Source organism: Variovorax sp. FG153 (assembly GCF_057809595.1).
Window position 1 is genome coordinate 20,532 of the sequence record NZ_JBMDKG010000042.1, and the last position, 12,408, is coordinate 32,939.

Annotated in this window: 13 protein-coding genes; 5 read left to right on the top strand and 8 right to left on the bottom strand. The window is 69.2% G+C overall.

All coding sequences use genetic code 11. The features are described from left to right. The first annotated feature begins 37 nt into the window (after positions 1–37). Positions 38–931: a TauD/TfdA dioxygenase family protein gene (locus ACODT0_RS32305; RefSeq protein WP_093353170.1), complete on the top strand. Its 894-nt coding sequence runs from the start codon at positions 38–40 to the stop codon at positions 929–931. After that, positions 928–1,908, top strand: a complete 981-nt coding sequence (locus ACODT0_RS32310; RefSeq protein ID WP_057593883.1) for a Bug family tripartite tricarboxylate transporter substrate binding protein — start codon at positions 928–930, stop codon at positions 1,906–1,908. Before ACODT0_RS32305 ends, ACODT0_RS32310 begins: the two co-directional genes overlap by 4 nt. A gap of 15 nt (positions 1,909–1,923) precedes the next feature. Here the strand turns inward: ACODT0_RS32310 and ACODT0_RS32315 are convergent, their stop codons facing one another. The 6 genes from ACODT0_RS32315 to ACODT0_RS32340 form a co-directional block, all read right to left on the bottom strand. Next, on the bottom strand, positions 1,924–2,928 hold the full coding sequence (locus ACODT0_RS32315; protein WP_057593882.1) for a LacI family DNA-binding transcriptional regulator: 1,005 nt from the start codon (positions 2,926–2,928) through the stop codon (positions 1,924–1,926). 83 nt (positions 2,929–3,011) lie between these two features. After that, the gene (locus ACODT0_RS32320) at positions 3,012–3,968 is read right to left on the bottom strand and encodes a PDR/VanB family oxidoreductase (protein ID WP_057593881.1); all 957 of its coding nucleotides are present in this window, start codon (positions 3,966–3,968) and stop codon (positions 3,012–3,014) included. Continuing rightward, complete coding sequence (locus ACODT0_RS32325; RefSeq protein ID WP_057593880.1) at positions 3,965–4,813, bottom strand: fumarylacetoacetate hydrolase family protein; 849 nt, start codon at positions 4,811–4,813, stop codon at positions 3,965–3,967. Before ACODT0_RS32325 ends, ACODT0_RS32320 begins: the two co-directional genes overlap by 4 nt. A gap of 59 nt (positions 4,814–4,872) precedes the next feature. Beyond that, positions 4,873–5,859 carry a Bug family tripartite tricarboxylate transporter substrate binding protein gene (locus ACODT0_RS32330; RefSeq protein WP_057593879.1) on the bottom strand — a complete coding sequence of 329 codons (987 nt, stop codon included), beginning with the start codon at positions 5,857–5,859 and terminating at the stop codon, positions 4,873–4,875. A gap of 49 nt (positions 5,860–5,908) precedes the next feature. Continuing rightward, positions 5,909–7,252, bottom strand: a complete 1,344-nt coding sequence (locus ACODT0_RS32335; protein ID WP_057593878.1) for a Rieske 2Fe-2S domain-containing protein — start codon at positions 7,250–7,252, stop codon at positions 5,909–5,911. Between the two features lie 25 nt (positions 7,253–7,277). Next, positions 7,278–8,084: a hydroxypyruvate isomerase family protein gene (locus tag ACODT0_RS32340; RefSeq protein WP_057593877.1), complete on the bottom strand. Its 807-nt coding sequence runs from the start codon at positions 8,082–8,084 to the stop codon at positions 7,278–7,280. Between the two features lie 99 nt (positions 8,085–8,183). On the opposite strand from ACODT0_RS32340, the gene ACODT0_RS32345 reads away from it, so the two are divergent. Beyond that, complete coding sequence (locus tag ACODT0_RS32345) at positions 8,184–9,113, top strand: LysR family transcriptional regulator (protein ID WP_261216901.1); 930 nt, start codon at positions 8,184–8,186, stop codon at positions 9,111–9,113. A gap of 9 nt (positions 9,114–9,122) precedes the next feature. Here ACODT0_RS32345 and ACODT0_RS32350 read toward each other — a convergent pair whose 3' ends face one another. After that, on the bottom strand, positions 9,123–9,455 hold the full coding sequence (locus tag ACODT0_RS32350) for a hypothetical protein (protein ID WP_143129319.1): 333 nt from the start codon (positions 9,453–9,455) through the stop codon (positions 9,123–9,125). Positions 9,456–9,561: 106 nt separating this feature from the next. Further along, the gene (locus ACODT0_RS32355) at positions 9,562–10,728 is read right to left on the bottom strand and encodes a mandelate racemase/muconate lactonizing enzyme family protein (protein ID WP_057593874.1); all 1,167 of its coding nucleotides are present in this window, start codon (positions 10,726–10,728) and stop codon (positions 9,562–9,564) included. 99 nt (positions 10,729–10,827) lie between these two features. On the opposite strand from ACODT0_RS32355, the gene ACODT0_RS32360 reads away from it, so the two are divergent. After that, positions 10,828–11,805, top strand: coding sequence for a LysR family transcriptional regulator (locus ACODT0_RS32360; protein ID WP_064262195.1), 978 nt, complete (start codon positions 10,828–10,830; stop codon positions 11,803–11,805). Then, positions 11,802–12,377, top strand: coding sequence for a dihydrofolate reductase family protein (locus tag ACODT0_RS32365; protein ID WP_057593873.1), 576 nt, complete (start codon positions 11,802–11,804; stop codon positions 12,375–12,377). The genes ACODT0_RS32360 and ACODT0_RS32365 overlap by 4 nt, the downstream gene beginning before the upstream one ends. Positions 12,378–12,408 lie beyond the last annotated feature (31 nt).

Sequence of the window (12,408 nt, forward strand, 5' to 3'; positions counted from 1 at the left end):
ACGTATTCATGAATACGTACCCAAAGACGACTCCACCATGACACTACACATCCAGAAACTCCCTTCGGTGCTGGGCGCCGAGGTGACCGGCATCAGCCTGCGCACCCTGACCGACCCCGACACGCTCGCGCAGCTGCGCGCCGGCATGGACGAACACGCGGTGCTGGTCTTTCGCGACCAGCCGCTCGAGAACGAGGAGCAGCTCGCCTTCGCCGAGCGCTTCGACGGCACGCTGCACAGCAAGACCTCGGTCGCCGTGCTCGCCAAGAACCGCTTCGGCAACGAGGCCCTGACCGACATCTCCAACGTCGGCGCCGACGGCCAGATCCTGCCGGCCGACCACCGGCTGCGCATGAGCACCATCAGCAATCGGCTGTGGCACACCGACGCCTCGTTCGAGAACCCGCCCGGGCGCTACTCGATGCTGTCGGCGCGCGTGGTGCCGCCGGTGCGGGCCGACACCGAGTTCGCCGACATGCGCGCCGCCTACGACGCGCTCGACGACGCGACGAAGGCCGCCATCGAAGGGCTGCAGGTCTTCCATTCGATCGCCTACTCGCGCCAGATCATGGGCTTCGAGTTCTCCGAGGAAGAGAAGCAGCGGCTCAAGGGCGCGGTGCATCCGCTGGCGCGCACCCTGCCGCGCACCGGGCGACGCTCGCTCTACCTCGCCTCGCATGCCTCGCACATCGTCGACATGGCCGTGCCCGAGGGCCGGCTGATCCTGCGCGACCTCAGCGAGCATGCGACGCAACCGCAGTTCATCTACCGACACGAATGGCGGGTGCACGACTTCGTGATCTGGGACAACCGCACCACCATGCACCGCGCGCGGCCCTTCGACGACAAGAAGTACCGGCGCGAGCTGCGGCGCACCACGACGCTGGACCTGCCGCTGCCCGCGGCCTCGACCGCGACGGTGGCCGCATGAAGGCCCGCTCCCTGTGGCGCGCCGCGGGCCTGTGCGTGGCCTCGCTGGTGGTGTCGGCCGCCGCGCTGGCCCAGGCCTGGCCGGCCAAGCAGCCCGTGCGTTTCGTCGTGCCCTACCCGCCCGGCGGCGCCTCCGACGTGACGGCGCGCCTGCTCAGCGTGAAGCTCACCGAGGCGCTGGGCCAGGCCTTCGTGGTCGAGAACCGGCCCGGTGCCAACGGCCTGATCGCGCTCGAGTACGTCGCCAAGTCGGCACCCGACGGCTACACCATCCTCATGGCCAACCTTGGGCCCAACGCGATCAACCCGGCCGTCTACCGCAAGCTGCCCTACGACGCGATCAAGGACTTCACGCCGATCACGCTGACCTCGGTGGTGCCGCTGGTGGTGCTGGTGCAGCCGTCGATGCCGGTGAACTCGATGAAGGAGCTGATCGCCTATGCCAAGGCCCATCCCGACAAGCTGACCTATGCCTCGGCCGGCAACGGATCGGCCAACCATCTCGCGGGCGAGATGATGAAGTCGATGGCGAACTTCAAGATGGTCCACGTGCCCTACAAGGGCGATGCGCCCGGCCTGCAAGACACCATCGCGGGCAACGTGAGCGTGATCTTCCCGACCGTGATCGGCGGCATGTCGCAGATCAAGAGCGGGCTGCTCAAGCCGATCGCGGTGACCGGCGCCAAGCGCTCGTCGGCGCTGAGCTCCGTGCCCACGGTGGCCGAAGGCGGCATCCCGAACTTCGAGGCCAACTCGTGGGGCGGCGTGATGGGTCCGGCCAACCTGCCGCCCGAGATCGTCACGCGGCTCAACACCGAGATCGTGAAGATCCTCAAGCAGCCGGAGACGGCCGCCAAGCTCACGTCGATGGGCGCGGACATCGTCGGCTCGACGCCCGAGGAGTTCGCGAGCTACCTGAAGAACGAAGTCGCGAAGTGGGGCAAGGTGGCCCACGAGAACAACATCACGTTGGACTGAGCCGCGAGGCGTTGATCAGCCGGCCGTGCCCCGCACGATGAACGCGTGCGGGAGCACCACGCGCGCCGGCTCCATCTGCTGGTTGTCGAGCCGCGCGCACAGCCGCGCGACGGCGGCCTCCACCATCGCCTCGCGCGACTGCGAGACCGTCGTGAGCGCGATGCTGTCCCAGGCGGCCATCGGCACGTCGTCGTGGCCCACCACCCAGACATCGCGCGGCACCGCGAGCCCCCGCGAGCGCACGCCGTCGAGCGCGCCGATCGCCACGATGTCGTTGACGCCGAAGATCGCATCGACACGGCCCGACTGCAGGATCGCGCGCGCCGCATCCTGGCCCGCGGCATAGGAGAACTTCGGCACCCGCGTCACCGCGCCCGGGCTCAGCGCGACACCACGCCGCGCGAGCTCCTCGACGAAGCCCTGCTCGCGCTCGCGCAAGGTGCTCGGCAGGTCGTGGCCCGAGATCAGGCCGATCCGCGTGCGCCCATGGTCCACGAAGAAGCCCGCGGTCGAGGCACCGCTCGCGCGGTTGTCGCTCGAGAACTGGTCGAAGGCATCCGAGCCCACGGTGCGATGCAGCAGCACCAGCGGCACCTTCTGCGCGATGCGCTCGAGCAGCGGCAGCGAGGCCTCGGTGGCCGTGGTGGTGATGACGCCGTCCACGCCGCTCTCGACCATCACGCGCATGGTCGCGTCGCTGAAGTCTTCTTCCTCGTAGACCGAGGCCGAGAGGCCGCGCTTGCGCAGCGCCGCGGAGAGCAACTGCAGCATCGCCGGGTAGAGCGGATTGACCGCGAGGTTGGCGACCACCAGCGCGATGATGCCGGTGCGCCTGGTGCGCATCCAGCGCGCGGCCGCGTTGGGCGCGTAGCCCGATTGCGCGATCGCATCGAGCACCGCCTGGCGCGTGGCCGGCTGCACCAGCGGCGAGTTCTGCAGCACGCGCGACACCGTCGCCTGCGACACCCCCGCGAGCCGCGCGACGTCCCTGCTGGTGGGCCTGCCGCCGGAACCGATCATGAAGAAGCCGCTGGAGATGCCATGCGGCGATTCTAGGGTGGCGAGCCGACGCGCCGCCCCTCGCAGCCCGGCCCGCGACGGCCTCAGAGATCGAGCGTCAACACCTCGCCGAGCGCGCGCGAACAGCACGGCAGGAACTGGTCGTGCAGCGCCTGTTCCTGCGCCGTGAGAAAGGCATCGCGGTGCTCGACCCGGCCCTCGAGCACCGGTGTGAGGCAGCTTCCGCAGACCCCTTGCTCGCAGGACGATGCGATCTCGATGCCCTCGCGCCGCAGCGCCTGCAGCGCCGTCTCGTTGGCCGCGACCGCGATGCGCCTGCCGCTGCGCGCCGCGACCAGTTCGAAGCCGCGATCGCCGTGGGCCGCTGCCACCGGTTGGAAGGACTCGTGGTGCAACCTGCGCTCGTCCCAGCCCGCGGCCTTCGCGGTGTGCAGCACATGGTCCATGAAGCCCTGCGGGCCGCAGACATAGAGCCGCGCGTCGCCGGGCCGGCCGGCCAGCACCCGCGCGGCATCGAACGCCCTCTCGTCGTCCGGATGCAAGTGCACTGCGCGCGCGAACGGCGAGCGCAGCAACTCGTCGACGAAAGCCATGGCGCCGCGCGAGCGCGCGCAGTAGTGCAGCTCGAATGGCGAGCCCGCCGCATGCAGTGCCGCCGCCATGCTCAGCAGCGGCGTGATGCCGATGCCGCCCGCGACGAGCAGCGACCATGGGCTTTGCGGCTGCAGCGGGAACAGGTTCCTCGGTACCGAGATCCGCAGCGCGCTGCCCGCCTGCAGCCGGGCGTGCACCGCCTCGGAGCCGCCGCGCGAGGCGGCGGTCTTCAGCACCGCGATGCGATAGCGCGCGGGCGCCGCGCACGGCGCGCCGAGCAGCGAGTACTGCCGCACGAAGCCATCGACATGCACATCGATGTGGGCCCCGGCATCGAAGGCCGGCAGCGGCGTGCCGTCGCGCGCCTCGATCTCGAGGGCGCAGATGTCCGGCGCCACGCTCGCGCGCGCGGCGATGCGCGCCTCGATCGGCCGCGTGCCGGTCATTCGGCTTGCACGGCGTTCGACAGGATGCCCACGCCGTCCACCTCGATCTCCACCACGTCGCCCGCGCGCAGGTACAGCGGCGGCTGGCGCTTGAAGCCCACGCCGCCGGGCGTGCCGGTCACGATCACGTCGCCCGGCTCGAGCGCGGTGAAGGTCGAGATGTAGGCGATCAGGGTGGGCATCGGGAAGATCAGCTGCGCGGTCGTCGCCTGCTGCACCACCTCGCCGTTGAGCCGCGTGGCCAGTCCCAGTTCCTGCCCGTCGGCGATCTCGCCGCGCGTGACCATCCAGGGCCCGAAGCCTCCCGTGGCGGGAAAGTTCTTGCCCGGCGTCCACTGCGTGGTATGGGCCTGCCAGTCGCGCACCGAGGCATCGTTGTAGGGCGCATAGCCGACCACGTGCGTCCAGGCATCCTGCTCGCGGATGCGCCGGCCGCCGCGGCCGATGACGATCGCGATCTCGCCCTCGTAGTCGAGGCAGGTGGATTCGCGCGGCAGCACGATCGGCTGGCCGTGGCCGACCTGGGAGGACGCCACGCGCAGGAACACGGTCGGCTGGCCGGTCTTCTCGCGCCGCGCCTCGACGCGGTGCTCCTCGTAGTTGAGGCCGATGCAGAAGATGCGCGGCGCGTCGGGCACGACCGGCAGCAGCGTCACCTCGCCGAGCGCGACGCCGGGGACGGCGCTCCTGGCCAAGACCTCGATCGCGGGCAGGTCCAGTTGGGCGAGCGCGCTGCGCAGCGTGGGACAGCGCCCCTGCGACGCGGCCTGCAGGTCGACGATGCGTTCATCGACGAGCGCGCCCCAGCGCGCCCGTCCCTGGTGGGAATAGCTCAGAAGTTTCATGACGGAAAGCGGCCCCCTGACGAGGGGCGGGTGGAAGAAAAACGGAAGAGGCGTCGCGCTCAGTCGGCCGTGACGCCGGCCGACTTCACGATGCGGCCCCACTTGTCGTACTCGGCCAGGAAGTAGCTCCTGAACTGCTCGGGCGTGCCGCCGCGCACGCTCGCGCCCTGCGAGGCCAGCGTCTCCTGCAGTTCCTTCTCGCCGAGCGCCGCGTTGACCGCGGCCGAGAGCTTGTCGATGACGGGCCGCGGCGTTCCGGCCGGCGCCAGCAGCCCGAACCAGGTGCCGGCCTCGAAGCCCGCGACCCCGGCCTGCTGCATGGTCGGTACCTGCGGGAACTGCGGCGAGCGCTCGGTGGAGGTGATCGCGAGCGCGCGCAGCTTGCCGGCCTTGACCAGCGGCGCCGAGGTGCTGAAGACGTCGAACATCAGGTCGATCTGCCCCGCCACCAGGTCGACCAGCGCGGGCCCGCTGCCCTTGTAGGGCACGTGCACCATGTCCACGTCGGACAGCGTCTTGAAGTACTCGCCGGCCAGGTGCGCGGCACTGCCGTTGCCGAAGGATCCGTACGACAGCTTGCCGGGGTTGGCCTTGGCCTGCGCGATCAATTCGGCCACGCTGTCGGCCTTGAGGCCAGGCTTCACGGCCAGCAGCAGCGGTTGCGTGGCCACCAGCGCGATCGGCTCGAAGGACTTGACCGGGTCGTAGCTCAGCTTCGCATAGGTGTGCGGCGTCACCGTGAGCGGACCCGCGGCGCTGAACAGTAGCGTGTAGCCGTCGGCCGATGCCTTGGCCACGAAGTCCTGGCCCAGGGTGCCGCCGGCGCCCGCGCGGTTCTCGACCACCACGGCCTGCCCGAGCCGTTCGGACAGCGACTTGGCCATGAGCCGCCCCGTCTGGTCGGTCGAGCCGCCGACCGCGTAGGGAATGATCAGCTTGATGGGTTTGGACGGGTAGGTGCTCGCATGGACGGTGGCGGCACCGACCAGCGCGCAGGCCGCGAACGCCAGCGCGGCGGACCAGCGGAACTTCTTCAGGGGGTTCATCGTGTCTTGTCTCCAGGATTTCTTGTCGGGAACGGGGAAGCGGAAAAAGCTAGCGAGCGCTGGCGGCCTCCTCGGCGCTCGGTGCGCCCGGCGCCGCCGCGATGCGGCCGACGGTGTCGCCGAAGCGCTCGAGCATCACCTGCTCGAAGGACACGCCCTCGGAAGCGAACCAGCTTCCCGAGCGCAGCCGGTAGGCCTCGTGCCGCAGCGGCGCCTCGGGCTCGATGCCGCGCGCCAGTGCCTTCGCACCCGTGAGCACGGTGCGGCGAAAGCGCACCACGGCGGCATCGGAGGCCGAGAGGTGCTCCTGCGTGCGATCCGCGATGCGGCCCTGGCTGTCCTGGATCATCGCGTCCTGCTCGGCCACGCCGCGCACGCCGGTGAAGCTGATGTGCTTCTGGTGGACGCGATCGATCAGGTATTCGTTCGAGCGGTTGCGGATCGGAATGAAGTCCGCGTCCACCTCCGCGATCACGCCGTGGCCTTCCTTGAACTTCGCGACCTCCTCCTCGCCGAGCGGGCGATCCGGATTCCACGCATAGGTGTAGATCCAGCAGTTCTCGTCGTCGATCGGCACCCAGGTGTAGCCGAAGTGGGTCTCGCCGGGCAGCGTGGAGGGCGTGGTGCTGTGCGAGGGCAGCGCGAACTGCGCGCTGCGCCAGTAGCGCACGCCATCGTCGGCGCGGCGCGCGCCACCCACGACGAAGCCGACCTCGTGCTCGAGGATCGAGAACAGCGGCAACGGATCCTCGCGGATCCAGCGCAGGCGCTTCTCGTCGGCCGGCGCGTCGGGGTTCGCGTTCGAGGGCACGCCCGGCGCCGGCATGTGCAGGAACGAGAAGTGCGAGGTATCGAGCGCGCCCTCGATCGATTGCGCCCAATTGCATTCCTGCAGCTTCTTGGTGACGTAGCGGTGCGACTCCGGCAAGGCCGCGAACTCGAGCTGCGGCAGTTCGGGCAGTTCGCGCTCCCACGGATCGGGTCCCATGTAGGCCCAGACCACGCCGCCGTGCTCGCGCGTCGGGTAGGCCTTGAGCCGCAGCGTCTGGTGGTAGCTCGCGCCGGGCGGCACGTTGGGCAGCTCCACCGGGCGCCCCTGCAGGTCGAACTGCCAGCCATGGAACACGCAGCGGATCGCGCAGTTCTCGTTGCGTCCGAAGTACAAGTCCGCGCCGCGGTGCGGGCAGCGCGCGTCGACCAGTCCGACCACGCCCTCGCTGTTGCGGAAGACCACCAGCCTCTCGCCCATGATGTTCACGCGCATCGGCGCGCCGTCGCGCTCCGGCAGTTCGCGCGACAGCGCCACGGGCTGCCAGAAGCGGCGAAAGAACTGGCCCATCGGTGTCTGGGCCCCGGTGCGGGTGAGCATGTCGTTGTCGGCGGCGCTGAGCATCGCGGTCGTCTCCTCGTGGTTGTGTTCAGTGCGCGGCCGCTGGCGTGCGCGGATCGCGGATGCCGTGATCGGCGGCCCATTGCAGCGTGTCGAGCGTGTGGCCTGAAGGCGCGTACTCGCAGCCGATCCATCCCTCCCAACCCATCTGCTCGATCAGTTCGAACAGGTAGGGGAAACGGATCTCGCCGGTGCCCGGTTCGTTGCGGCCCGGCACGCTGCCGACCTGGATGTGCCCGATGTGAGGCCATGCGGCCTTCAGGCGTTCGGCTATGGCACCTTGCTCGGTCTGGATGTGGAAGGTGTCGAAGCACAGCTTCACGTTGCCGCGGCCCAGCGCCTCGACCACCGCCACGCCCTCCTCGATGCGGTGATAGAGGAAGTCGGGAAAGCGCGCGCGGCAGCAGGGCTCGAGGATCAGCGTGAGCCCGCTGGCGCGGGCCTGGTCGGCGGCCCAGGCGATGTTCTCCTTGAACAGGTCCATGCAGCGCGCGCGGTCCATGTCCCGCCCGATGTTGCCGGGCATCACGTGGATCATCGCACCGCCCACCTGCGCCGCGTAGTCGATCGCGGTGTGGATGCTCTGCCGGAAGCGCGCCTCGAGTCCCGGCAGCGCCGCGTAGCCGCGCTCGCCGGCGTCCCAGTCGAAGGGCGAGAGGATCTGCACCAGCGCAAGCCCGTTGGCCTCGAGCCGGGCCGCGATCTCGCGTGCCGGGTATTCGTAGGGAAAGGCCACCTCCACGCCGCGGAAGCCGGCCCTGGCGGCCGCCTCGTAACGCTCGAGCATCGGGTATTCGGTGAACAGCCACCGCAGGTTGGGATCGAATCGCAGCATCGTGGAATCGCTTCGTGTTGGTCTCGGATGAAGGGCATCGTAGGTAGCGGGTATTGCTAAGACAAGCTAGACTTTTTTAGGCCCTGTTGAGCTTGTCTTATGAATATCGGAAACGTGTCCCTGCGCCAGTTGCGCGCCTTCGTCGCCATCGCCGATGCCGGCAGCTTTGCCGCGGCGGCGCGCCGGCTCCATCTCACGCCTTCGGCGCTGAGCCTCTTGATCCGCGATCTCGAACGCAACGTGGGAGTGCGGCTGTTCGACCGCACGACGCGGTCGACCGCCCTCGCGCTGGCGGGCAGCGAGTTCTATCCGCTCGCGCGGCAGGTGCTCGACGATCTCTCTCGCGCGCTCGAGAGCACGCAGGACCTCGAGCAGAAGAAGCGCGGCACGGTGCGCATCGCCTGCACGCCGCTCTATGCGGCGACGACGCTGCCCGAAATGATCCATCGCTACCGCCGCCGGTATCCGGCGATCGCGGTCTACGTGCTCGATTCGCTGAACCAGCAGGCCACCGCGCGGGTCGTGAGCGGCGAGGCCGACCTCTGCATCGCGCCGCAGCGCCCGACGCCGCCCGAATTGCTGCAGCAAAGCCTGATGCGCGATCGCATCCGGCTGGTGTGCCCGGGCGACCATGCGCTGGCCGCGCGCGCCCGCGTGAGCTGGGCGCAGGCGCTGCAGCATCCGTTCGTGAGCCTCACGCCCGACTTCACGAACCGGCTGCAGGCCGATCTGTTCAAGCACTCGGATGCGCTGGCGCTGCATCCGGCGCACGAGGTGTCGTTCATCACCACCGCGCTCGGCATGGTGCGCGGCGGCTTCGGCATCACGGCCCAGCCCAGCCGCGTGCTGCCGATGCTCGAATCCTTCGGCCTGGTGTCGCGGCCGCTGACCTCACCGACGGTGGATCGCCACCTGTCGCTGTTCTGCGCGCGGGCCCGCGCACTGTCGCCGGCGGCCGAGAGCTTCAGGGACTTCCTGGTCGGCGAGCTGTCCGATTCACCGGCCGAACTGCGCCCCGGCGCGGGATGAGTCCCGCGCTCAGCGCTCGAGGTAACCGTAGGCCGACAAACAAGCCTTCAGCGGCGCGCTCGCGCCCGTGCCGTACTCGAGCCGCTGCGGCGTGGTCGACTGCCGGTTCTTCTCGTCCTGTTCCGCCAGCGTCTTGCCCACGCGGTACTGGCACAGCAGCATCAGGTTCTCGGGCACCGACACGCCCGCGGTGTTGGTGAAGGACTTGGGCCGGTCCGAGTGGTAGGTCTCGCTCGGTGCCGCGGCCTTCGGCGCATCCTTGGACGGGCCGGACTTCGGCCACAGGCTGCAGCCCGACAGCGCCACGACGATGGCCACGAGGCCGCAAAACTTTGGATGCACTTCGATCTCCTGAGGGGTTGCGAGACGCAACGGCTTGCGCTCCCGCCGGCCGCGATGGGGCCGGCGGAATATAGCGGACGCACGGGTCGCGCGCTCGATCGCCCCTTCAGTCCGACAGTGCCCGCATCCGCGCGTACAGGTCGGCCTTGCCCTCGAAGCCGATGCCCGGCAGCGGCGGCAGCGTGACGTGGCCGTTCTCCACCTGCACGCCGTCGGGGAAGCCGCCGAAGGGCTGGAACAGGTCGGGGTAGGACTCGTTGCCGCCGAGCCCCAGCCCGGCCGCGATGTTGAGCGACATCTGGTGGCCGCCATGCGGGATGCAGCGGCTCGCGGACCAGCCGTGCTGCTTGAGCATGTCGAGCGTGCGCAGGTACTCGACCAGGCCGTAGCTGAGCGCGCAGTCGAACTGCAGCCAGTCGCGGTCGGGCCGCATGCCGCCATGGCGGATCAGGTTGCGCGCATCCTGCATCGAGAACAGGTTCTCGCCCGTGGCCATCGGGTTGGCGTAGTAGTTGCGCAGCGTGGCCTGCAGCTCGAAGTCGAGTGGATCGCCGGCTTCCTCGTACCAGAACAGGTCGTACTGCGACAGCGCCTTGGCATAGGCGATCGCCGTGTCGAGGTCGAAGCGGCCGTTCGCATCCACGCAGAGCTTCTGGCCGTCCTGCAGCACGCTCAAGATCGAGTCGATGCGGCGCAGGTCCTCGTCCAGCGAATCGCCGCCGATCTTCTTCTTGACCACCGTGTAGCCGCGGTCGATGTAGCTGCGCATCTCGTCCTTGAGCTTGCCGTGGTCCTGGCCCGGGTAGTAGTAGCCGCCGGCCGCATAGACGAAGACCTTCGGGTTCGGCGTGCCGTTGCCGTAGCGCTCGGCCAGCAGCTGAAACAGCGGCTTGCCCTCGATCTTCGCCACCGCGTCCCACACCGCCATGTCGATGGTGCCGATGGCGACCGAGCGCTCGCCATGGCCGCCGGGCTTCTCGTTCTTGAACATCGTGTCCCACACCTTGTGCGGATCGAGGTTGCGGCCGCTCGCGTCGAGCAGCGTGTCGGGCTCGGCCTCGAGGATGCGCGGAATGAAGCGCTCGCGCATCAGCGTGCCCTGGCCGTAGCGGCCATTGGAATTGAAGCCGTAGCCGACCACCGGCTTGCCGTCGCGGACCACGTCGGTGATCACCGCCACGAGGCTCAGGGTCATCTTGCTAAAGTCGATGTACGCATTGCGGATGGGCGAACTGATCGGAAGGGTCTGTTCGCGGATCTCGACGATCTTCACGGGAGGTCTCCAGGAGCTGAGGAAGACCCGATGGTGGCCGCGTGGCGCCGATCCGGCCAATGCCCTTTTTCTAGACTTCGATGCCTTGAAAGCACCGCCATGAATTTCCTCTGGCTCGACGACTTCCTGGTGCTGGCCGAAACGGGCAACTTCTCGCGCGCGGCCGAGGAGCGCCACCTGACCCAGCCGGCCTTCAGCCGCCGCGTGCGCGCGCTCGAGGAATGGCTGGGCACCGAGCTGTTCGACCGCAGCGGCCAGCCCGCCACGCTCACGCCCGCGGGCGAATGGTTCGGCACGGTCGCGCGTGAACTGCGCGCGCGAGTCGACCGCATTCCCGCCGATGCGCGCGCCGTCAACGAAGCCGATGCCGCGACCCTGCGGCTCGCCGCCACGCATGCGCTCTCGTTCACCTTCCTGCCGCGCTGGCTGCGCACGCTCGAATCGCGCGTGGCACTGGGCCCGGTGCAGCTCATGTCGGACCTGTTGCCGCGCTGCGAGCTGCTGCTGTCGCAGGGCAAGGTGCAGTTCGTGCTGAGCCATGCGCATCCCGAGGCCGCGAACTCTCTCGATAACTCGGGAGCGCTGTCGACGCAGGTTGGCGCCGATGCGCTGGTGCCAGTAAGCGCGCGCGGTGCCAGGGGCCGCGCGCGGCATGTGCTGGGCAAGAGCGCCGCCGCGCCCGTGCCGCTGCTCGCCTACAGCCAGGAATCGGGGCTGGGGCGCATCGCGCAGGCCGTGCTGGGCCGCAGGCTCGATGCGCTGGCACCGAAGGTGGTGTTCACCGCGCACCTGGCCTCGGTGCTGCGGACCATGGCGCTCGATGGGCGGGGGATTGCGTGGCTGCCGAGGACATTGATCGACGAGGACATCGCGGCGGGAACGCTGGTGCCGGCCGGTGGCGAGGAATGGGTCGTGCCGCTGCAGGTGCGGCTGTACCGCGGGCGCGAGCCGATGGGCACGGCGGTCGAGGCGTTCTGGAAGGCGGCGCATCCCTCCTCGATCACGAGCCTCCACACCGGACACCATCAAGGTCCCGCCACTCCCAAACCACCCACACCAGCAAGGAGACCCGCATGAGAAAGCTCAAGATCATGGAGCACGTATCGCTAGACGGCGTGATCCAGTCCTCCAGCGAGGACGGCTTCCCGCACGGCGACTGGACCGCGCCCTACCGCACGCCCGAGGGCCGCGATCAAGTCCTCACCGCGCATGGCGAACGCTTCGACCTGCTGCTGGGCCGTCGCACCTACGACCTGTGGTCGGACTACTGGCCCAAGGCGCCGGGCGGGCCGATGGCGGACGGCCTGAATGCGGCGACCAAGTACGTCGTGACGCATCGCCCCGACAGCCTGGCCTGGGGTCCGTTCGAAGGCCTCGGGCCGGACATCGCCGAGAGCGTCGGCCGCCTCAAGTCGAGCGCCGGCCCGGACCTCGTGCTCTGGGGCAGCTCCACGCTGACATCGACGCTGCTCGAGCACGGGCTGGTCGACGAGATGATGCTGATCGTCTATCCGGTGCTGCTGGGCACAGGCAAGCGCCTGTTCGCGCAGGGATTGCCGGCGCGCGCCTTCGAGCTGGTCAGAAGCAAGACGACGCCGTCGGGGCTGGTGCTCGGCAGCTACAGGTTCGCTGGTGCTTTGAAGACTTGATGGTCAAGCGGCGCGGCGTTCCGATCGACAA

What these genes read in the sequence shown, in the direction of transcription:
- ACODT0_RS32305 (WP_093353170.1), top strand. Translation starts at nt 38, where the DNA reads ATGACACTACACATCCAGAAACTCCCTTCGGTGCTGGGCGCCGAGGTG.
- ACODT0_RS32310 (WP_057593883.1), top strand. Translation starts at nt 928, where the DNA reads ATGAAGGCCCGCTCCCTGTGGCGCGCCGCGGGCCTGTGCGTGGCCTCG.
- ACODT0_RS32315 (WP_057593882.1), bottom strand. Translation starts at nt 2,928, where the DNA reads ATGATCGGTTCCGGCGGCAGGCCCACCAGCAGGGACGTCGCGCGGCTC.
- ACODT0_RS32320 (WP_057593881.1), bottom strand. Translation starts at nt 3,968, where the DNA reads ATGACCGGCACGCGGCCGATCGAGGCGCGCATCGCCGCGCGCGCGAGC.
- ACODT0_RS32325 (WP_057593880.1), bottom strand. Translation starts at nt 4,813, where the DNA reads ATGAAACTTCTGAGCTATTCCCACCAGGGACGGGCGCGCTGGGGCGCG.
- ACODT0_RS32330 (WP_057593879.1), bottom strand. Translation starts at nt 5,859, where the DNA reads ATGAACCCCCTGAAGAAGTTCCGCTGGTCCGCCGCGCTGGCGTTCGCG.
- ACODT0_RS32335 (WP_057593878.1), bottom strand. Translation starts at nt 7,252, where the DNA reads ATGCTCAGCGCCGCCGACAACGACATGCTCACCCGCACCGGGGCCCAG.
- ACODT0_RS32340 (WP_057593877.1), bottom strand. Translation starts at nt 8,084, where the DNA reads ATGCTGCGATTCGATCCCAACCTGCGGTGGCTGTTCACCGAATACCCG.
- ACODT0_RS32345 (WP_261216901.1), top strand. Translation starts at nt 8,184, where the DNA reads ATGAATATCGGAAACGTGTCCCTGCGCCAGTTGCGCGCCTTCGTCGCC.
- ACODT0_RS32360 (WP_064262195.1), top strand. Translation starts at nt 10,828, where the DNA reads ATGAATTTCCTCTGGCTCGACGACTTCCTGGTGCTGGCCGAAACGGGC.
- ACODT0_RS32365 (WP_057593873.1), top strand. Translation starts at nt 11,802, where the DNA reads ATGAGAAAGCTCAAGATCATGGAGCACGTATCGCTAGACGGCGTGATC.